Origin of the sequence: Yersinia enterocolitica (genome assembly GCA_002082245.2) — a bacterium.
Lineage (GTDB): Bacteria > Pseudomonadota > Gammaproteobacteria > Enterobacterales > Enterobacteriaceae > Yersinia > Yersinia enterocolitica_E.
This window is the reverse complement of record NBTC02000002.1, coordinates 2,852,539-2,874,127: the sequence shown is the minus strand read 5'-3', so window position 1 is coordinate 2,874,127 and position 21,589 is coordinate 2,852,539. Positions and strand designations below refer to the sequence as shown.

Sequence of the window (21,589 nt, the reverse complement as noted above, 5' to 3'; positions counted from 1 at the left end):
CTCCCCTCCCTTATTGTGGTTTAAGCATGGCGATCATGAAGTCTTTAGCACTCTCGACCTTGCCTTGTTGGATAGCAGCAGCCGGATCAACGTGTTTCGGACAAACTTCAGAACAGTAGCCAACGAAGGTACAGCTCCAAACACCATTTTTACCGTTAAGCTGTGGCATACGCTCTTTTTTACCGTGGTCACGGTTATCTAAATTGTAACGGTGCGCCAGGGTAATAGCTGCCGGGCCGATAAACTCAGGATTCAAGCCAAACTGCGGGCAAGCGGCATAGCACAAGCCACAGTTAATACAGCCGGAGAACTGATGGTATTTCGCCATCTGAGCCGGAGTCTGCTTATTCGGGCCGTCTTGCGGTTTCCGCTCGTTACCAATAATGTAAGGCTTGATAGCTTCCAGGCTCTCAATAAAGTGAGTCATATCAACGACTAAATCACGTTCAATCGGGAAGTTACCCAGTGCTTCGACTTTCATTCCGCCAGTGTATTCGCGTAGGAAAGTCTTACAGGCAAGTTTTGGAACCTTATTGACCATCATGCCGCATGAGCCGCAAATCGCCATTCGGCAAGACCAGCGATAAGAGAGGTCCGGTGCCAGGTTATCTTTGATGTAGCCTAATGCATCAAGCAGAGAGGTCTGCTCATCGTAAGGTACTTCAAAGGTTTCGAAGTGAGGTTCGCTATCACTTTCTGGGTTATAGCGCATGACCTCCATTTTCAGGAGTTTCATATCAGTCATTCGCCTGCTCCTTATCCTTCAAATCTTTTGCATCTTGTGCGGTGGCTTCGCCACCATAAACACGTTTTGCCGGTGCCAGCTTGGTAATCTTAACGTCGCTGTATTCAAGGCGTGGGGCGCCACCCGGAGTATGGAAGGCCAGCGTGTGTTTGAGGAAATTAACATCATCACGCTCGGTGCAGCCTTCATCCAGACGCTGATGCGCGCCACGGGATTCTTTACGGTTAAGTGCAGAGTGGGCCATACATTCAGCCACATCCAAGCCGTAACCCAGCTCAATGGTGTACAGCAAGTCAGTATTGAAAACACTGGAGGTATCGGTGATTTTCACGCGTTTGAAGCGCTCTTTCAACTCGGCCAGTTTATCCACCGTTTTCTGCATCAGTTCTGGTGTGCGGTAAATACCACAACCTTCTTCCATTGACAGACCCATCTCATCGCGGATTTTAGACCAATTCTCGGTCCCTTCCTGTTTCATGAGATTACTTAGGCGGGTTTCCACATCACGGGTTTGTGCATCTAGCGCACTGCCATTTGCCGGGCCGGTTTCCATGGCACGCGCTGCTGCTTGTTCACCGGCAACACGACCAAATACCACTAACTCAGCCAGTGAGTTAGAACCTAAGCGGTTAGCGCCATGTAAGCCAACAGAAGAACATTCACCTACCGCGAACAGCCCTTTGATACGGGTTTCGCACTGTTGGTTGGTTTCGATACCACCCATGGTGTAATGCGCAGTTGGACGCACTGGGATGGGTTCTTTGACTGGGTCGACACCGACATAAGCTTTTGCCAGTTCACAGATGAACGGCAAGCGCTCAAGCAGTTTTTTCTCGCCCAAATGGCGCAGATCCAGATAGACCACATCACCACGTGGCGTGGCGATGGTGCGGCCAGCACGCCATTCATGCCAGAAGGCTTGCGAAACTTTATCGCGTGGGCCTAATTCCATGTATTTGTTTTTGGGTTCACCGAGTGGGGTTTCTGGTCCCATCCCATAATCCTGCAAATAACGGTAGCCGTCTTTATTGACCAGAATACCGCCTTCACCACGACAACCTTCGGTCATCAGGATGCCAGAACCTGGCAGGCCAGTTGGGTGATATTGCACAAATTCCATATCTCGCAGCGGAACGCCGTGGTGGAATGCCATCCCCATACCATCACCGGTAACAATACCGCCGTTGGTGTTATAACGATAAACTCGGCCTGCGCCACCGGTCGCCATGATTACCGCGTTCGCACGAATTTGTACACGGGTGCCTTCCATCATATTCATGGCAACTACGCCACGTGCCTGACCGTCATCGACCAGAATATCTAACACGAAATGCTCATCAAATCGTTGAATTTGTGGGTATTTCAAAGATGTCTGGAACAGTGTGTGCAGCATATGGAAGCCGGTTTTATCGGCAGCAAACCAGGTGCGCTCAATTTTCATCCCACCAAAGCGGCGAACGTTAACCGAGCCATCAGGTTTGCGGCTCCATGGGCAGCCCCAAATTTCCAGCTGTGCCATTTCTTGCGGGCAACTGTGGACAAAATGGTCAACAACATCTTGTTCGCATAGCCAGTCACCACCGGCTACCGTGTCGTTGAAATGATAGTCAAAGCTATCGTGGTCTTGTGTGACGGCGGCTGATCCCCCTTCGGCGGCCACAGTATGGCTACGCATCGGGTATACTTTCGAGATCAGAGCAATCTTCAGTTGGGGGTTGGCTTCCGCTGCGGCTATTGCTGCACGTAAACCAGCGCCTCCGGCCCCGATAATAGCAAGATCGGCGTTAAAGGTTTGCACTGCGCTTCTCCATTGTTCAAGTGAAATACCCTTCATACTTCAAGCTACATGTGCGTTGGCTGCTTTCATTCACCCGAATTATTGACTGGCGTCAACTCATCGGGACTCACTCAATTGCCGCCTTCCTGCAACTCGAATTATTTTGGATATCTAATTAAAATATATAATTTTAAATTATTATTAGGCTAACTTATTCGCCGTTAACCAGAATGATGGTATTAAGAATAGCTATTTCTTACTTTTTGTATGGGAATAATTATACCTAATGCTAAGTGCTATAAATTTGATGTGATCGATTGTTTTGTTTTATTTGAACCTACTCAGGCGCATTACTAGCAAAAACGTGATCCCAAACAGGATCTACTGGGCTAAAGTCTTTTTTGCAGCGTGAAATGCTGAATTCAAGCCAAAAATCGGGCTGATGAGTGACAGATTTGTCTGAGTGAGTAGATGCGAGTAGACTGCATCCCCTGTTTGATTTCGGAGTTAACCACCATGAGCGAAACGGCAAGCTGGCAGCCGAGTGCACCTATCGCCAATTTGTTGAAACGCGCAGCAATAATGGCAGAGATCCGGCGCTTTTTTGCCGATCGTGGCGTATTAGAAGTTGAAACGCCAACCATGAGCCAAGCGACAGTGACGGACGTTCATTTAGTCCCATTCCAAACCCGGTTTGTTGGCCCGGGCGCTGCCGATGGTATGACGCTGTACATGATGACCAGCCCGGAATACCACATGAAGCGCTTGTTGGCGGCAGGCAGTGGATCTATCTATCAATTGGGGCGCAGTTTCCGCAATGAAGAAGCTGGCCGTCATCACAATCCTGAATTCACCATGCTGGAATGGTATCGCCCACATTATGATATGTATCGCTTAATGAATGAGGTTGATGACCTGTTGCAGCAAATACTGGATTGTAATAGCGCTGAAACCTTGTCTTATCAGCAAGCATTCCTGCGCCACTTAGACATTGATCCATTGTCGGCAGATAAAGCACAATTGCGTGAAGCCGCGGCAAAACTGGATTTAAGTAATATTGCCGATACAGAAGAAGATCGCGATACGCTATTGCAGCTGCTGTTTACCGTCGGAGTCGAGCCACACATTGGCCGCGATAAACCCGCCTTTGTTTATCATTTCCCCGCGTCTCAAGCTTCACTGGCGGTGATCAGCACTGAAGATCACCGAGTAGCAGAACGTTTTGAGGTTTACTTCAAAGGTATTGAGTTAGCGAATGGTTTCCATGAGCTGACTGATGGTGATGAACAACTGCAACGTTTTGAGCAAGATAATCGCATTCGAGCCAAACGGGGTTTACCGCAGAACCCAATTGATATGAACCTAATTGCCGCCTTGAAACAGGGCTTGCCGGATTGCTCAGGAGTGGCGTTAGGTGTTGATCGTCTGGTGATGCTGGCGCTGGGGGCGGAAAGATTAGATGAGGTTATCGCATTCCCAGTAGGGCGTGCTTAATAACCCCTCGCCCTTGGCGCCGCAGCGGTGTTCGCTACGTTCACGAACCCGAATCACTTACTGATGTAAGCTCATCGGGATTAATGAACTTGCTGCCTTGCTGCAACACCAATGACTTTGGGTAATATTCCTGATTATTGGGCCTGACTCTTCACAGAGTCAGGCCATTTTTCTATCGATACGTCAACTTAACTTACAAGCTACCCGGTGTGCGGCCGCGCCCTGAAGTAATAGTGCGGCCAGCGCCACGCCCCAGTGTTTCCAGCCGAGCCTGGAAGGGTGGGAATGGCAGAGTAATGCCGTGCTCACGGTAACCGGCCAGAATCAACTGGTGGATTTCATGGCGCAGTGGCATACGATGTCCCATTTCGGCGGCGTAAATACGCAGTTCGAAAATCTGAATCCCTTGTTGAAGATCAACCAGATAGACCTCGGGTGCCGGGTTATCCAATACCAAGGTACAGCGGCGTGCAGCAGTAAGTAACACCTCAGTCACTTCCTCACTGCTGGTTTCAGCCGGAGCCGGCACTGTGAGTACCACACGGGTAATTGAATCCGACAGTGACCAGTTAATAAATTGCTCAGTAATAAATGCCTTATTCGGCACGATAATTTCTTTGCGATCCCAGTCAGAGATAGTTGTGGCACGGGTATTGATTTTGGTCACGCTACCGGTGAGATCACGTATGGTCACGGTATCGCCGATACGGATCGGTTTCTCGAACAAGATGATCAGACCAGAAACAAAGTTGGCAAAAATTTCCTGCAAACCGAACCCCAAACCTAGACCAAGTGCGGCAACCAACCATTGGAATTTCGCCCACTCGATCCCTAACATAGAGAAACCGAGCAAGCTGCCGAACAGGATCAACAGATATTTGGTGATGGTGGAGATGGCATAGCCCGTCCCCGGCGTCAGATCCAGATGCTGCAATAGCGCCAGTTCCAGTAGGGCAGGCAGGTTGCGCACTAGCTGGGTAGTCACAACCATCACTAAAATAGCGATCAGCAGTGATCCCATGGTGATCGCCTGCACCGACTCAATACCGTTAATGGTGGATGACACATCCCACAGGCGAATATTTTCCAGAAAACCAAAAGCTGAATGAATCTCAGACCACAATGCTATCACTGAAACCAAGGCGATCATCGTCAGGATCGATCGCACCAGACGTAGAGATTGGGCGCTGATCACATCCAGATCAATGACCGGTTCCTCAACATCAATGGACCCTTCGGTACTGTTATTGTGCGGCGTATCTTCTTCACCGCGGGCGCGCTGCGCCAGAATATCGGCTCGCCGCTGCTTAGCTCGGTCAAAAGCAATACGGCGGCGCTGAATCAGCATCCAACGGCGGATAATATGGTAAACCACCAACAAGAAGAACCAGATGGCAACCGAGGTTTCCAAACGCGCCAGTAGCGCCTGTGAGGTGGTGAGATAACCGAGCGCCGAGGCCAATGCCGCAATCAGTGGGGCAGATAGCAGTAGCCCCCATAACGCCACGTTAATGATGTTCTCGCCCGAGCCTTTTTTATCCAGATAGAGTGGAATACCGGCTCGTTTCAGGCTATTGGTCACCAGACTTAAGGCAACACACAGCAAAATAAAGCACAGGCGGCCCAGGGTACCAGCGAATTCACGGTCATTATAATTCTCGAATGTAATCAGTGCCATCATCAATGGGATAATCAACCACACTGACATGCGATAAAAACGCATTGCCCGCCCGACCTGCGCCGGTGACCAGCGGAAGTGGGTGATAAACAGGCCATGAGGATGTGCAAACGAGGCACTTATCATAAACAGCCACAGTACTGGCACGGTGGCAGTGACGGCATTACCAATGGCGATCGCCATCGGATATGACCAAGCGTTTTGCAGGCCATAGCCGAGCGCGGCCCACAATACTGGTAGCGGCAGCGCCATCAGAATTGACCAGAAAACGGTACGTAATGTCAGGGAGAAATGGTCTTGCGTAACCTTACCCACCCGGCTGCTAGCACGCTCCAGGAAGGCATGATAGTGGCGACGCAAGCTGATACTGAAACCGACAAACAGCAAGGCTGCGCTGATCGGTAGCAGTGTCTCTTGGCTGGTCATCATCATGACGAACGCGCCACTTAACTGCGAAAGTGTATCCAGCGACAGTAAGCGGGTCAGGTCATGGGCAACGTTAATCGGGTAAGACAGTGATATTGGGCTGACATCTGCGACCCAAAACAGATAACGGTGAGTGGCCTCGCGAACTTCACTTAGCGCATCCACCAACTGACTGTTGGCCACTTTCAACTTGGTTAATTCTAGAATCTGGGTGTCATAGCCAGACAGCAGAGAATTCAGCAATTCGCGCTGTGTGCGCCATTGAGCATCAAGGATCCGCTGCTGTTCGGTGGTGAGCGGTGTACCATCATTTTGCTTTAATTTGACATTTTGCTGCTGTAACTTCTCCAACATGTCTTCATATTGCAGACGTTGAACCCGCAACTGCGCCATATCACGATCCAGTTGCTGAGATTTCGGTACGTCAGGCAATCTTGCAACTTGTGCCCGCAGTGTTTCCCCCAGTGCGGTTGAAACGCCCAGCCACTGGGCCTGTTCACGAATAGTACTGAGAGCCTGCCGGACTTGTTGGGTTTGGGCTACCGCTTGCCGTTGTTGCGAAGAGATCAGATCAATGCGTTGCGCCTGTTGATTTAGCGCTTGGGATAGCTCGCGGTTGATTTGCAGTTGCTGGATGATTGACTCAGGTAAATCGCCCCCTTGTTCCGCCAGTAACTCGGTGCGCTCAAGTGCCTGTTCAGCCGCCTGCTGACGCTGGTTATTGAGATTATTACGTAAGGTTTGGAGCTGAGCATCAACCCGTTCTTGACGCTTTTTGTATAACTCGGCGCGCAGCCGTGACAGCTCTTGCCGGTTGTTGGCTGAGAGCTGAGAAAGCTCCAGTTCATTGGCTTTAGCCTTACGGGCCACGGCTTCTGCTTGTAGTAATGCAAACTGTGCCTGTGCGACCGGATTGGCGGGGTTACTTTGTGCCTGAAGGCGGGTGCTGATTTCAGTCAGAATTCGCCGAGCTTCTGATTGCTGCTGAGGCAACTGGCTGAGGGATTCACTGATTTCCCGCGCCCGATCCTGTTCTTGTTGCGACAGACGGCTTAATTCCAACAACTGGCTGCTGATTTGCAGCACTTGTTGTTCCAGCTCGGAGGTAGACATGTTACTGGGTACGGGCAGGGGTTTATCCCCTTCTTGCGCCAGTTCCTGGCGTAACTCGCGGGTCAGTTTGGGGAAGTCATCAATGGCTTTTTGATACTGCTGGGCGCGGATATCAGACTCTTTTGCATCCGCCAGCCAACTAAGAGCCGATTGCAGCGCCTGAACAATTTCGGTCTGATTTGGCATCCCTTTATTGGTTTCAGCCTGTTTCAGCTCTTGTCTGAGCTGATCTTCATTAGGCTGAGTTGCCGCATGCAACGGCAAAGACAGCAGCATGACAAATGACAGTAACAGGCCAAAAGAGAGTGATTTACCAAAAAATCGAGAAATTATTAGGCGCACGTAAGGGTTCCTTAACATCGATTACGTTTATACCCGTCATACTTCAAGCTGCATATGCATTGGCTGCTCTCGCTCACCCGAATCATTGACTAGCGTCAACTCATCGGGTTTATTCGCTTGCCGCCTTACTGCAACTCGAATTACTTAGGGTATAGCAGTAGGGACGGCTTCGGCTAATACTTCACCCATGCGGGTAACAGAACCACTGTTTAACTGTGGTGCTAAATAGACTTTACCTTCAGCAAACAGGTTAATCACTGTCGAGCCTAACTTAAAGCGGCCCATTTCTTGCCCTTTTTCCAGCACTACCGCGCCTTCAGTTCCTGCTTGCGGATAGGTCCATCGGCGAATCACACCTTCTCGTGGCGGGGTAATGGTGCCAGCCCAGACGGTTTCTATGCTGCCAACAATAGTGGCACCTACCAGAATTTGTGCCATCGGGCCAAAAGCGGTATCAAAGATGCAAATAACACGTTCATTACGTGCGAAGAGATTAGGCACATTAGCCGCAGTCAATGGATTGACCGAGAACAAATCACCTGGCACATAAATCATTTCGCGCAAGATACCGTCACACGGCATATGGACGCGATGGTAGTCACGTGGAGCCAGATAGGTGGTGACAAAATGGCCATTTTGGAACTCAGCAGCCAACATATAGTTACCGGCGAGTAGGGCTTCCAGCGTGTAGTTGTGGCCCTTTGCCTGCAAAATTTGCCCGTCATGAATTGCGCCTAACTGGCTAATAGCGCCGTCGGCAGGTTGGGCCAAGAGGTTTTCTTCCGCTACAACAGGGCGCACACCCGCGCGCAGTGGGCGCACAAAGAACTCATTAAACGAACGATAAGCAGAGAACTCAGGGTCCTGGGCTTCCTTCATATCAACATGGTAGTAGCGGGCAAATGCCTTGATCACCAGTTGGGTCAGCCAGCCACCTTGCTTATCTGCCCCCCAGCCTGCCAAACGAGTCAGGCCAAGTTTTGGGAGTAAATATTGTAATCTGATTTTGATACTGTCCAGCACGTAGACCTCTGGGTAAACATTAAAATTAATGAGGGGGCGCATAATACCCGTCGCCCTTCAAGATACAGGGGTGTTGGCTGCCTCACACCAGTCACTTACTTGAGTAAGCTCCTGAGGCTTCGCTCAATTGCCGCCTACCTGCATCTTGAAGTCACTGGGTATATATCTTTCTGCGCCCACAGTTTTTAGCTAAAGCATGTTCAACAGGACTATCGAGACATCATTTCTCGTCGCTATCAGATGTCTTACGCGGCTTCGCCTGTTCCATACTTTCCAGGATTCGATGGTAATTATCGAAACGCTCTTCAGCGATTTTGCCTTGTTCTACCGCTTCGCGCAGTGCACAACCGGGATCGGTGGTATGGCTGCAATCACGGAATTTGCAATGGCCGAGATAATCACGGAATTCGACAAATCCTTGAGTGATTTGTTCCGGTGCCAGATGCCAGAGGCCAAATTCACGCACCCCCGGTGAGTCAATCACATCGCCGCCTTGCTGGAAGTGATATAAGCGGGCTGCGGTGGTGGTGTGCTGACCCAGACCTGAATTACCCGATACCGTATTGACCAGAATTTCGTTATCCGTTGGTGGTAACAGGGCATTCAGCAGGCTGGATTTACCCACGCCGGACTGACCGGCAAAGATACTGATGCGCCCAGCCAGTGCCTTTTCAAAGGCTTCCATCCCTTCACGGGTTTGACTTGAGACTTCCAGCACGTTGTAGCCAATGCGACGGTAAATCTCCATCATGCCATCAACGAATTTACGGCCATCGGCATCCAGTAAATCGATTTTGTTCAACACAATTAACGGTTCGACTTCCAGTGTTTCACAGGCCACCAGATAGCGATCGATAATATTAAGAGAAAGTTCAGGTAAGATCGCCGAAACGATCACGATCTGATCGATATTTGCGGCGATCGGTTTCACGCCGTCGTACAGATCAGGGCGTGTCAGCACGGATGTACGCTCATGTACGGCTTCGACAATGCCTTTAACCCGCACACCTTCCTGAGCTTGCAAGCCTGGGCGCCAGACCACACGGTCACCGGTAACCAGTGATTTAATGGTACGGCGGATGTTACAACGGTGTTGAACACCATCGGTGGCTTCGACATCGGCGTGCTGGCCGAAACGACTGATTACGATACCTTCTTGCGCATCGCCAAGCTGAGAGTCATCTAACTCAGGTTTTCTATCAGTGCGTAGCCGACGCTGATGGTTTGCCTGCACACGGCGTTGTTGACCTTTCGACAGTTTATTCTTACTCACTGCGCCTCACTTGAATCTGCATTAATACCCTTCATACTTGAAGCCGCTGGGGCTACTCGCTTCACTCCCCCGCATCGGTGTAATCTTATCGGGATTCGTTTGCTTGCTACCTACCTGCAACGCCAATTTCTTTGGGTATATCGCTGGTTGCGACCAAAAGGGCTATGATACACATTATTTTATCAATTAACCGTTTGTTCGGTAGTCTCACCCGCTAACAGGCAGGAAATATTATGGCAGAGAATCAAAATAATCTGATCTGGATCGATCTGGAAATGACCGGTCTTGATCCTGAGCGCGATCGGATCATTGAGATAGCCACTCTGGTCACCGATGCTAATCTCAATATTCTAGCCGAAGGCCCAGTATTGGCGGTTCATCAGTCGGATGAACAGCTTGGGCTTATGGATGAATGGAATGTGCGTACCCATACCGGCAGTGGTTTGGTGGAACGGGTTAAAGCCAGCCCATTTAGTGATAGTGATGCTGAATTACAAACCATTGAATTCTTGAAACAGTGGGTTCCAGCGGGCGCTTCACCTATCTGTGGTAACAGTGTGGGCCAAGACCGCCGCTTCCTGTTCCGTTATATGCCAGAGCTTGAAGCTTATTTCCACTACCGCTATCTGGATGTCAGCACGCTAAAAGAGCTGGCACGCCGCTGGAAACCAGAGATTCTGCCGGGTTTCAAAAAACAAAATACCCATCAAGCACTAGACGATATCCGTGAATCTGTGGCTGAGCTTGCCTATTACCGCGAGCATTTTATTCAATCTTGATCCCCTGCGGCCTTGAAGTAGCAGGGGTGTTAGCTGCGTTAGCTCACCCGAATCACTGACTGCCCGTTGACCTTAAAATAAATAGACTCATCGGGATGCGTTTGCTGGCAGCCTACCTGCTACTCCAATGACTTTGGGGTTTTGTTGCGGCCTTGAAGCAGCAGGGATAGTCGCGCTTACACTCCTGCTGTTTCAATAACTTTAGGTATATACTTTGCCCGGCGCTGGTAAAAACGCCACATTGCTGTTTTAATCGTCACTTGAACCAAAAAATGATTTTTTTGCTTTTAGGGGCTTGCGGCAAAACGGATTTCTCGTATAATGCGCACCCCGTACCGATGAAGAATTCGCAAACATGCGCAGACCGATTTAGTACGAGTTAAGTGTAGAAAACGTTGTAAAAAGTAAGACGGCACCAAGCGGGAATAGCTCAGTTGGTAGAGCACGACCTTGCCAAGGTCGGGGTCGCGAGTTCGAGTCTCGTTTCCCGCTCCAATCTTTAACCATAAAGATAGTGACCGGCAGTACAGCAGCTTTAGTTCAGAAGTCAGAAATATAAGTGATACGTTGTTATGACGTATGGCAGCGACGCGGGAATAGCTCAGTTGGTAGAGCACGACCTTGCCAAGGTCGGGGTCGCGAGTTCGAGTCTCGTTTCCCGCTCCAAAATTTATTTCTGAATAAGCAGTAAATATCAAATGCTGTCACATACAGCAGGGTGCAAAAGCATCTCAATGCGGGAATAGCTCAGTTGGTAGAGCACGACCTTGCCAAGGTCGGGGTCGCGAGTTCGAGTCTCGTTTCCCGCTCCAAAATTTTTATTCAATTCTATTATTTTTATCCACAGCTACATAACGCGCCATGCCGCGTTGTACATACAATGTATTAACTTCGTCAACAGACTTATCCACAGATTCTGCTTTTTTTATATCCAGCTCATATTTTATCCACTGCGCAACCCTCTTTCATATCTCTTTGATTTAGCGATATATATTTTTCTGTGAAAACGTTATACCGATCACTTGCGCTTTTTTTCGCACTTGATTGCCAAGGTGTTTTTATTTTTATGCACAGGAAAACTCCGAGTTCATTCATTATAAAAATACATAAAAAAAAGCCATACCAAACAGCATATAGTTTCAGGTAAAGGGGGATATCAGGCATCCCGTGGTAGGCCTTTCTCAATAGCCCGCACCAGCCTTTTTTTCTGTGGCGATTGAACATCCACAATCAGTGTAGACCGTCTTTTCAATTGTTGTGAGATTGACCACTCAATATGTTCATCTAACATTGGATCAATCCCGCGGCGCGCTTCCAGTGCCAATACGATACTGTCGAGATAGGGGGCATTGCCCAGTGCGACCGAGATATTACGTAGCCAGCGTAGGTGACCAATGCGGCGGATGGCTGAACCTTCCGTAACCCGCAAAAATTTCTCTTCATTCCAGGCAAATAAATCCAATAACTGTGGCGTGTGTAGCACGGCGCGTGGGCTGAAATCTTCCTCATCAGTTAATTGTGAGAAGCGGTTCCAGGGGCAGATAAGCTGACAATCATCACAGCCATAAATACGATTTCCCATTAGTGGACGAAATTCTTCTGGTATCGCCCCTTCAAGTTCAATGGTCAGGTAGGAGATACAGCGGCGAGCATCAACGGTATAGGGTGCAACGATAGCGCCGGTCGGGCAGGTGGTGATACAGGCAACGCAACGGCCACATTGCTCCTCTTGCGGCTTATCGATCGGCAGCGGCAGATCAATTAGTAATTCGCCAAGAAAGAACCAGGAGCCCGCATCACGATTTAAAATCAGTGAGTGCTTACCAACCCAGCCAATCCCTGCTTTTGCAGCTAATGACCGCTCCATAATGGGGGCAGAGTCGACAAATGGGCGGAAATTGATGTCACCGTGAGCCTGCTCCAGACAGTAACTCTGAATCATATCGCCCAATCTTTTCAGCCGCTGGCGCAGCAATTTATGATAATCACGGCCCAGCGCATAGCGACTGACATAACCTAACTTAGCATTGTTCAATGTGCTGGCAAATGCAGCCTTGGCAGGGAGATAATTCATCCGCACGCTAATCACCCGTAAGGTTCCGGGTAATAATTCATGGGGCCGCGCGCGCAGCATACCGTGGCGAGCCATCCAGGCCATCTCGCCATGATATTGTTTATCAAGCCAAGTTTGTAACCGCGGTTCTTCCGCAGACAAATCCGTATCGCAGATACCGACTTGCTGGAAACCTAGCGATTGCCCCCATTGCTTGATATGTTGGGCTAATTGATTCAGATCGAGGGGGTGTGCCATGACGGACCATAGTAAGAAACAAATCGGTGTCAGCTTACCACACTCTGTTTTTTCTGCGGACTGGGTACGCCAGAACGAGGCCGTGGCCGCGGCACACTTTTCTCTAACGTTGTTTGATCTGATGGTCAGAGCGGGCGATGCGGCCTTTGAACTGGCGCGTAAACAGTACCCAGCGGCGCGTCACTGGTTGATATTGTGTGGCCACGGTAATAATGGTGGCGATGGTTATATCGTTGCGAATCGGGCATTAGCCGCGGGGCTGAATGTTACGCTTATTGCCTGCCCCGGCAATCGGCCATTACCCGCACAAGCGCATCAGGCGCAATCCCAATGGTTGGCGGCAGGTGGCATAATTCACCAGCCTGAGACACCGTGGCCACAACATGTTGATTTGATTATTGATGCATTGTTGGGTATTGGCCTGCGAGCGGCACCGCAAGGCGTTTATGCTACGCTGATTGACACCGCGAATCGCCATCGGGCCGCAAAGATTGCCTTGGATATTCCTTCTGGACTCAGTGCCGACAGTGGTGCTGCTCCCGGATCTGTTATTCGCGCAGACCACACCCTGACTTTTGTCGCGCTGAAACCGGGTTTGCTCACCGGTCAGGCCCGTGATTGGGTGGGGCATTTACACTGCAATGACTTGGGGCTGACAGCATGGCTGCTCACTCAACCGCTACAAATTGAGCGAATGACTGCAGATCACCTACCGCAATGGCTACAGCCACGCCGCCCTTGTGCTCATAAAGGGGAACATGGCCGATTGTTGCTAGTGGGCGGAGATAAAGGGCTGGGAGGTGCGATTCGCATGGCCGGTGAAGCCGCTCTGCGCAGTGGGGCTGGCTTGGTGCGAGTGCTCACTCACATTGAGCATGTGGCACCGATTCTGGCGGCAAGGCCAGAGTTGATGGTACAAGAGTTAACGCCGGAAACTCTTGAACAAGGTATTGGCTGGGCTGATGTACTGGTTGTCGGTCCAGGGTTAGGGCAGTCCGATTGGGGCCGGAATGCTCTGAATTTATTGCAACAAAGTGATAAACCAGCATTATGGGACGCAGATGCGCTCAACTTGCTGGCATTAAATCCACATAGGCGTCAGAATCGGGTATTGACCCCACATCCAGGGGAAGCTGCTCGTCTGCTTGGTTGTCGCGTCGCTGATATTGAGAGTGACCGCTTACTTTCGGCCCGAAACATCGTTAAACAATATGGTGGTGTGGTGGTATTGAAAGGTGCTGGTACCCTGATTGCCAGTGAGCAGGGCGAGATGGCGATTGCTGATGTTGGTAATGCAGGGATGGCCTCCGGCGGCATGGGGGATATTCTGTCCGGTATTATTGGTAGTTTGATAGCACAAAAGCTGGTGCTGTATGATGCTGCCTGTGCAGGTTGTGTCGTGCATGGCGTTGCCGCAGACAAACTGGCTGAAGTTCAAGGCACCCGGGGTTTACTGGCAACAGATTTACTGTCAGTTATTCCGAAGTACGTTAATCCTGAGTTAGCAAGATAGATATCACAGAATGAAAGAACTCGTTTTACCTCTGCCTGATGAGGCAGCGACCGTTGCATTAGGGGCTAGTTTGGCCCATGCCTTCAATGGTGCTAGCGTTATTTATCTGTTCGGTGACTTAGGTGCCGGAAAAACAACTTTCAGCCGCGGCTTCCTTCAGGCCCTTGGCCACATTGGTCATGTTAAAAGCCCTACTTATACCTTGGTTGAACCTTATGCGTTAACTCCAAGACCGGTTTACCATTTTGACCTATATCGTCTGGCGGACCCTGAGGAGCTGGAGTTTATGGGTATTCGTGATTATTTCGATGAGCGGGCAATTTGCCTGGTGGAATGGCCACAGCAAGGTGAGGGGTTCTTACCTCGGGCCGATATAGAGTTACATTTGGCGTATCAGGCTGAAGGGCGTGAAGCCCGTCTGGTTGCCCTTTCTGATGCGGGTGCGGATGTATTGCGCCGTTTAGCTGCTGTGCAAGGATAATTTGATAATGATGCATAGCTTGATGCTAATAAATCGCTACCAACGATCGTTTACCGCAGTCATGTTGGTTATGGTGAGTTTATTAAGCCTACCTTCCGCCTTGGCTATGAAACTCACCGATATTAAGGTGAACAATGGCCCGACGGAAAGCCGGGTGACGCTCAGTTTTGATGGTAAACCGATTTATGCCTTTTTCTCGTTGAGTTCGCCTGAGCGAGTGGTGTTGGATGTCCGCCAAAGCGGTAATCTCTCTGGTTTACCCTTGGAGTTCAGTGGGCAGAATCTGCTGAAAAGAATTCGTTCCAGTACCCCGAAAGATGAGCAAAGCACCCGTCTGGTGCTGGAATTGACGCAAAAAGTTAAAACCCGCGCGGTGACACAGCAGTCGGGCAGTAACTACACGGTGGTCATTACCATGACCGCAGCCGCCCCTGCTCGTCAGGTACAAACCACGTTAAGCCCGAACAATACGTTAAGCTCAAACAGTACGTTAAGCTCAAACAACACGTTAAGCCCAAACAGTAGGCCACTCAGCCAAACCAATACCCCTAGCCCGAATGCTGGGCGTTTGACGCCGCCGGTCAATAACGTGAATACGACACCGCGCGTGACCAGTTCAAACACCACATCGGAGGCTAAAAACCCGTTTAACAATAAGCCGACCGTGGTTGTCAGCAGTGATACCGTCACCACCAATACCGCCCGCCCGATTAAAGCCAGCCGTGTTGCTAATAGTGATCGTGTAGTGGTGGCAATCGATGCCGGTCACGGTGGGCAAGACCCAGGTGCAATCGGGCAAAATGGCCTGAAAGAGAAGAATGTCACGATTGCCATCGCCCGCCGACTTGAAGCATTGCTTAATAGCGACCCGATGTTTAAACCGGTTTTAACCCGCAATGGCGATTACTTCATTTCGGTGATGGGCCGTTCGGACGTGGCCCGTAAGCAGGGGGCTAACGTGCTGGTTTCTATTCATGCGGATGCGGCACCTAACCGCAGTGCTACTGGGGCTTCGGTCTGGGTTCTGTCAAATCGCCGTGCTAACAGTGAAATGGGCAACTGGCTGGAACAGCATGAGAAACAATCTGAATTGCTCGGTGGTGCCGGTGACGTGTTGGCGAATACCGCGTCAGACCCCTATTTGAGTCAGGCAGTATTGGATCTGCAATTCGGCCACTCCCAGCGGGTGGGCTATGACGTAGCGACCAAGGTGCTGCGTGAGCTACAAACAGTAGGTGACATTCATAAACGTCGGCCTGAACACGCCAGTCTTGGGGTGTTACGTTCACCGGATATTCCATCGTTATTAGTGGAAACCGGCTTTATCAGTAATAGTACGGAGGAGCGGCTGCTTGGCAGTAGCGCGTATCAGGAGAAGATTGCTCAGGCCATTTATAAAGGCTTGCGCAGTTATTTCCTCGCGCATCCGCTACAAGCCGACCCAAAGGTCGAAAACCGTCCGCTAATAGAAACAGCGGCGGTTGATTCTTCAGTGCAGCGTTCAAATGTTAATCAGCCAGAACCGATTGTCAGCAATGCGCAAAGCGGCAGAGTTTCTGCCGTCAAGCCTGTGGCGACAGGGAAAAGCCAAATCCATAAAGTACAACGTGGTGAAACCTTATCCGGCATTGCGAGCCAATACGGTGTCAGCATGGCGCTATTGCGGCAAAATAATACGCTGAAAAATGATGTGGTGTGGGTGGGGCAGCGTTTGAAAGTGCCGGCATTGGGCAGCACGGTAACGGCAGCGGCACCAAAAAACCAAACAATTGCTAAAAACAAAACAGTAAAACATCTGGTAAAACGCGGTGATACGCTATCAGCCATTGCGGCCAGATATGGCGTGTCGATGAGTGAGATTGAGCGGGCGAACAAGATAAAGTCAGGTAATGTCCAGCTAGGGCAAACCCTCACGATTCCACAATCGTAAGCGAAAGGAACTGCTATGCCGATTCATATTCTGCCACCACAGCTTGCTAACCAAATTGCCGCCGGTGAAGTGGTAGAGCGGCCTGCGTCGGTGGTTAAAGAGTTGGTAGAAAACAGTCTGGATGCAGGAGCTACCCGGATTGATATCGATATTGAACGGGGTGGCGCCAAACTGATTCGTATCCGCGATAATGGCTGCGGCATCGGCAAAGAAGATTTATCACTGGCGCTGGCGCGCCATGCCACCAGTAAGATAAGTTCGCTAGAAGATCTGGAAGCTATCCTCAGCATGGGCTTTCGTGGCGAAGCACTGGCCAGTATCAGTTCAGTCTCACGTCTGATTCTGACTTCCCGCACTGCCGAACAAAATGAAGCCTGGCAGGCTTATGCGGAAGGGCGTGATATGGCCGTCACTATCAAGCCAGCGGCGCATCCGGTGGGGAGTACTCTTGAAGTGTTGGATCTGTTTTATAACACGCCAGCGCGCCGCAAATTTATGCGCACTGAAAAAACCGAGTTCGGTCATATTGATGAAGTGGTGCGGCGCATTGCGCTGGCGCGCTTTGATGTGGCAATAAACCTGAGTCATAACGGTAAGTTAATGCGTCAGTACCGCGCAGCCCCTGACCCTTCACAGCACGAGCGTCGGCTGGCGAGCATCTGTGGCCCGGCTTTTTTGCAGCATGCACTGGCCATTTCCTGGCAACATGGTGATTTGACTATTCGTGGTTGGGTGGCTGATCCTGCCGCCAGTCGTACACTCAGTGAAATGCAGTATTGTTACGTCAATAATCGCATGATGCGTGATCGGTTGATTAATCACGCTATCCGTCAGGCCTATCAAGATTTACTCAAAGATGATCAACAACCCGCTTATGTTTTGTATCTGGATATTGATCCGCATCAGGTGGATGTAAATGTGCATCCGGCGAAACATGAGGTGCGTTTCCATCAGGCGCGGTTGGTACATGACTTTATTTATCAGGCTGTTACCACTGTTTTACAGCAGACTGCCTCGCCAGTGCTAAATATCAATGAAGATGGTGAAGAGATAGAAGCACCCCGCTGGCAGCCGGAAAACCGTGTGGCGGCGGGGGGGAATAAATATGCGCAACCAGAGCCTGCAAAAGCGCCAGCGGCAGAACGGACACGGGTTTCAGATAAAGTATCGTCTTCAGAACCCACGCTAGCGGCAGCGCGGTCTCCTGCCCGTGAACAGGCAGCACCTGGCTATAGCGCTGGGCAACCCTACCAAAAGCAGCAAGGCGAATTGTATCGTCAATTGGTGCAACCCGCCGCTGTGAGCCAAGCCGTAGAACAGCCTGCATCGGTGCCAGCCCCGCGCTTTGCATCAGCAGATGAACCACTTCATGGTGATTATTACAGCTTTGGCCGAGTATTAACGGTATTCCCACCTTGCTATGCTTTGATTGAATATAAGCAAGGTGTGGCATTATTGGCACTGACTGTTGCCGAGCGCTGGCTGAAACAAGCTCAACTGAATCCGCCAGCCGAGGGTTTACGCCCTCAGCCATTACTTATTCCATTAAAACTGACATTAGATAAGAATGAGGCCGCAGCCTGTCTGCGCCATCAGAACTTATTGGTTACTATGGGGATAGAATTGACCGTTGAGCAGACAAGAGCCACTTTACGTGCGGTATCTTTACCATTACGCCAACAAAATTTACAAAAACTGATACCGGAACTGTTAGGCTATCTGTCGCAGCATGAAGAGATATCGCCAGATGTTCTGGCCACATGGATTGCCCGCCACCTTGGCAGCGAACATGAGGTTTGGAATATGTCTCAAGCGATACAGTTATTGACGGATGTGGAACGTCTTTGTCCGCAGTTGGTGCAATCACCGCCTGCTGGATTATTACAACCTATTGATATAAAGGCTGCATTGGCAACCCTAACACATGAATGATATTGAAAATCTAGACCGGCCACCGGCAATTTTTATTATGGGGCCTACCGCTTGTGGTAAAACAGCGCTCTCCATTGCGCTTCGCCAGCGGTTACCTGTGGAGTTAATCAGCGTCGATTCTGCCTTGATCTATCGTGGCATGGATATCGGCACGGCGAAACCCAGTGCTGAAGAACTGGCGTTAGCACCACACCGGCTGATTGATATCCGTGACCCGGCTGAATCCTACTCAGCCGCTGATTTCCGTAAAGATGCATTGAAAGTGATGGCCGATATTACCGCTGCCGGGCGAATTCCGCTGCTGGTGGGGGGGACCATGCTGTATTTTAAAGCGCTGTTGGAAGGATTATCTCCGTTGCCACCCGCAGACCCACAAGTGCGCGAGCATATTGAACAGCAGGCCGCTGAGCTGGGTTGGGAGGCATTGCATCAGCAATTGGCCAAGATAGACCCAGTTGCTGCGGCGCGAATTCATCCTAATGATCCCCAACGGCTCTCTAGAGCACTGGAAGTTTTTTTTATTTCAGGTAAAACTTTAACGGAACTGACTAAAATTTCGGGTGAAACCTTACCCTATCGGGTTCACCAATTTGCGATTGCGCCTGTTAGCCGGGAACTGTTGCACCAGCGGATTGAATTACGTTTTCATCAGATGCTGGATGCAGGGTTTGAAACAGAGGCTAGGGCGCTTTTTGACCGCGGTGATTTGCATACGGATTTGCCTGCCATTCGTTGTGTGGGATACCGGCAGATGTGGTCTTATCTGTCCGGTGAGATTGATTACGACGAAATGGTTTACCGTGGAGTTTGTGCGACACGTCAACTGGCAAAGCGCCAAATGACTTGGTTACGGGGCTGGAGTTCAGTTCAGTGGCTCGACAGTGATAAGCCGGGAGAGGCTTTAGACTCTGTAATACAGGTTGTTAGTGCATAGGTTGAATGATTGTGTACAATTGATTAGTACTCAACGCGCGGATTTTTTTTACGCAGTTTATTTTCGAGCCGATAGGTTCTTAGTTAAAAACAACAAGCAAATAAGGAAAATATAGAATGGCTAAGGGGCAATCTTTGCAAGATCCGTTCCTGAACGCATTGCGTCGTGAACGGGTTCCGGTTTCTATTTATTTAGTGAATGGCATTAAACTGCAGGGCCAAGTTGAGTCTTTTGATCAGTTTGTCATTCTGTTAAAAAACACAGTCAGCCAGATGGTTTATAAACACGCCATCTCTACTGTAGTGCCTTCTCGCCCGGTTTCGCATCACAGCAATACGCCGAGTGGAAGCACCAATAATTATCATGGTAGTAATCCGTCTGCGCCGCAACAACCGCAGCAGGATAGCGATGACGCTGAATAAAGCGCATTGCTGGTCGACCATGACGGGGAACATAAACAACGGATTCGGGTTTATGTTCTCCGCACTAGCGGTTTTAATCCGTTTGAGAGGTTGCACGTTTGTTTGACCGCTATGAAGCCGGTGAGCAGGCCGTACTGGTTCATATCTATTTCTCGCAAGACAAAAACTCAGAAGATCTGCGTGAATTTGAAGCGCTGGTATCTTCTGCGGGCGTAGAAGCTTTGCAAATTGTGACGGGTAGTCGCAAAGCACCGCACCCTAAGTATTTTGTCGGTGAAGGAAAGGCCGAAGAAATTGCTGACGCGGTGAAAGCCAGTGGCGCGTCTGTCGTCTTGTTTGATCATGCCCTTTCCGCAGCGCAAGAGCGAAATCTTGAGCGTTTGTGTGAGTGTCGGGTCATTGATCGTACTGGGCTAATCTTAGATATTTTTGCCCAACGGGCCCGTACCCATGAAGGTAAATTACAGGTCGAATTAGCGCAATTACGCCATATTGCGACCCGTTTGGTACGTGGCTGGACGCATCTTGAGCGTCAAAAGGGGGGGATTGGCCTTAGAGGGCCAGGTGAAACCCAGTTGGAGACCGACCGCCGTTTGTTACGCGACCGTATCAGCTTGATTTTGAGCCGTTTGGAGCGGGTGGCAAAGCAGCGTGAGCAGGGGCGACGTGCGCGTACCCGTGCTGAAATTCCGACAGTATCTTTGGTGGGATATACCAACGCCGGTAAATCCAGCCTGTTTAACAAAATTACGGCAGCTGATGTTTATGCGGCTGACCAATTATTTGCCACGCTGGATCCTACTTTACGCCGTATTAATGTGGCGGATGTGGGTGATACAGTGTTGGCGGATACGGTAGGTTTTATCCGGCATTTGCCGCATGATTTGGTCGCTGCTTTTAAAGCGACATTACAAGAAACACGGCAAGCCTCATTACTGTTACACATTATTGATGCAGCAGACCCTCGGGTAACCGAGAATATGGCCGCAGTTGATTCTGTTTTGGCAGAAATCGAAGCGGATGAAATACCTACATTATTAGTAATGAATAAAATTGATTTGTTGGATGATTTTGTCCCGCGAATTGATCGCAACGAAGACAATCTGCCAGTCAGAGTTTGGCTTTCGGCCCAAACCGGCGCAGGGATCTCGTTGCTATTTCAAGCGTTGACGGAGCGTCTTTCAGGTGAGATCGCACACTTTGAATTACGTTTGCCACCTCAGGCAGGTCGTCTACGTAGCCGTTTTTACCAGCTTCAGGCAATTGAAAAAGAGTGGATAGACGAGGACGGAAACGTCGGTATGGTGGTCAGAATGCCTATCGTTGATTGGCGTCGTCTCTGTAAACAAGAGCAAGATTTGGTCAGTTATATTATTAATTAGTCGGTGTGGCTAATTAGTTGATTATTTGACCTTT

The 21,589-nt window shown here is 50.0% G+C and carries 16 protein-coding genes and 3 tRNA genes; 12 read left to right on the top strand and 7 right to left on the bottom strand.

The features are described from left to right. Positions 1-10: 10 nt before the first annotated feature. Positions 11-745, bottom strand: coding sequence for a succinate dehydrogenase/fumarate reductase iron-sulfur subunit (locus A6J66_014620; GenBank protein ID PNM25303.1), 735 nt, complete (start codon positions 743-745; stop codon positions 11-13). After that, positions 738-2,543, bottom strand: coding sequence for a fumarate reductase (quinol) flavoprotein subunit (locus tag A6J66_014615; GenBank protein PNM25302.1), 1,806 nt, complete (start codon positions 2,541-2,543; stop codon positions 738-740). The genes A6J66_014620 and A6J66_014615 overlap by 8 nt, the downstream gene beginning before the upstream one ends. Positions 2,544-3,038: 495 nt before the next feature. Here A6J66_014615 and A6J66_014610 point away from each other — a divergent pair, with 495 nt between their 5' ends. Beyond that, complete coding sequence (locus A6J66_014610; GenBank protein PNM25301.1) at positions 3,039-4,016, top strand: elongation factor P--(R)-beta-lysine ligase; 978 nt, start codon at positions 3,039-3,041, stop codon at positions 4,014-4,016. Between the two features lie 193 nt (positions 4,017-4,209). On the opposite strand, the gene A6J66_014605 is transcribed toward A6J66_014610, so the two are convergent. The 3 genes from A6J66_014605 to A6J66_014595 all read right to left on the bottom strand — a co-directional run bounded on the left by A6J66_014605 (position 4,210) and on the right by A6J66_014595 (position 9,871). Continuing rightward, complete coding sequence (locus A6J66_014605) at positions 4,210-7,593, bottom strand: miniconductance mechanosensitive channel MscM (protein PNM25300.1); 3,384 nt, start codon at positions 7,591-7,593, stop codon at positions 4,210-4,212. 126 nt (positions 7,594-7,719) lie between these two features. Further along, positions 7,720-8,598, bottom strand: a complete 879-nt coding sequence (gene psd / locus A6J66_014600) for a phosphatidylserine decarboxylase (protein ID PNM27024.1) — start codon at positions 8,596-8,598, stop codon at positions 7,720-7,722. Between the two features lie 220 nt (positions 8,599-8,818). Next, on the bottom strand, positions 8,819-9,871 hold the full coding sequence (locus A6J66_014595) for a small ribosomal subunit biogenesis GTPase RsgA (protein PNM25299.1): 1,053 nt from the start codon (positions 9,869-9,871) through the stop codon (positions 8,819-8,821). A 233-nt stretch (positions 9,872-10,104) separates the two neighbouring features. On the opposite strand from A6J66_014595, the gene A6J66_014590 reads away from it, so the two are divergent. The 4 genes from A6J66_014590 to A6J66_014575 all read left to right on the top strand — a co-directional run bounded on the left by A6J66_014590 (position 10,105) and on the right by A6J66_014575 (position 11,462). After that, a complete protein-coding gene (locus tag A6J66_014590; protein PNM25298.1) occupies positions 10,105-10,650 on the top strand; it encodes an oligoribonuclease in 546 nt (181 codons plus the stop codon). Between the two features lie 419 nt (positions 10,651-11,069). Continuing rightward, a tRNA-Gly gene (locus tag A6J66_014585) sits at positions 11,070-11,145 on the top strand. 95 nt (positions 11,146-11,240) lie between these two features. Then, a tRNA-Gly gene (locus A6J66_014580) sits at positions 11,241-11,316 on the top strand. A gap of 70 nt (positions 11,317-11,386) precedes the next feature. Then, positions 11,387-11,462 (top strand) — tRNA-Gly (locus A6J66_014575). Between the two features lie 124 nt (positions 11,463-11,586). On the opposite strand, the gene A6J66_014570 is transcribed toward A6J66_014575, so the two are convergent. Together A6J66_014570 and queG are read right to left on the bottom strand one after the other, a co-directional pair. Then, positions 11,587-11,814, bottom strand: coding sequence for a hypothetical protein (locus A6J66_014570; protein PNM25297.1), 228 nt, complete (start codon positions 11,812-11,814; stop codon positions 11,587-11,589). After that, entirely contained in the window at positions 11,807-12,961 is a 1,155-nt protein-coding gene (queG, locus tag A6J66_014565; GenBank protein PNM25296.1) for a tRNA epoxyqueuosine(34) reductase QueG, read from the bottom strand. Before queG ends, A6J66_014570 begins: the two co-directional genes overlap by 8 nt. On the opposite strand from queG, the gene A6J66_014560 reads away from it, so the two are divergent. The 7 genes from A6J66_014560 to A6J66_014530 all read left to right on the top strand — a co-directional run bounded on the left by A6J66_014560 (position 12,960) and on the right by A6J66_014530 (position 21,555). Further along, entirely contained in the window at positions 12,960-14,474 is a 1,515-nt protein-coding gene (locus tag A6J66_014560) for a bifunctional ADP-dependent NAD(P)H-hydrate dehydratase/NAD(P)H-hydrate epimerase (GenBank protein ID PNM25295.1), read from the top strand. The two genes, queG and A6J66_014560, sit on opposite strands and share 2 nt — an antisense overlap. Positions 14,475-14,484: 10 nt before the next feature. Further along, entirely contained in the window at positions 14,485-14,955 is a 471-nt protein-coding gene (locus tag A6J66_014555; GenBank protein PNM25294.1) for a tRNA (adenosine(37)-N6)-threonylcarbamoyltransferase complex ATPase subunit type 1 TsaE, read from the top strand. A gap of 64 nt (positions 14,956-15,019) precedes the next feature. Then, positions 15,020-16,885 (top strand): N-acetylmuramoyl-L-alanine amidase AmiB, encoded by a 1,866-nt coding sequence (locus tag A6J66_014550; GenBank protein ID PNM27023.1) that lies wholly within the window; start codon positions 15,020-15,022, stop codon positions 16,883-16,885. Between the two features lie 15 nt (positions 16,886-16,900). Continuing rightward, positions 16,901-18,817: a DNA mismatch repair endonuclease MutL gene (locus tag A6J66_014545; protein PNM25293.1), complete on the top strand. Its 1,917-nt coding sequence runs from the start codon at positions 16,901-16,903 to the stop codon at positions 18,815-18,817. Beyond that, on the top strand, positions 18,810-19,751 hold the full coding sequence (locus A6J66_014540; GenBank protein PNM25292.1) for a tRNA (adenosine(37)-N6)-dimethylallyltransferase MiaA: 942 nt from the start codon (positions 18,810-18,812) through the stop codon (positions 19,749-19,751). The genes A6J66_014545 and A6J66_014540 overlap by 8 nt, the downstream gene beginning before the upstream one ends. 116 nt (positions 19,752-19,867) lie before the next feature. Next, a complete protein-coding gene (locus A6J66_014535; protein ID PNM25291.1) occupies positions 19,868-20,173 on the top strand; it encodes an RNA-binding protein Hfq in 306 nt (101 codons plus the stop codon). Positions 20,174-20,271: 98 nt separating this feature from the next. Further along, the gene (locus A6J66_014530) at positions 20,272-21,555 is read left to right on the top strand and encodes a GTPase HflX (GenBank protein ID PNM25290.1); all 1,284 of its coding nucleotides are present in this window, start codon (positions 20,272-20,274) and stop codon (positions 21,553-21,555) included. The last annotated feature ends 34 nt before the right edge of the window (positions 21,556-21,589 follow it).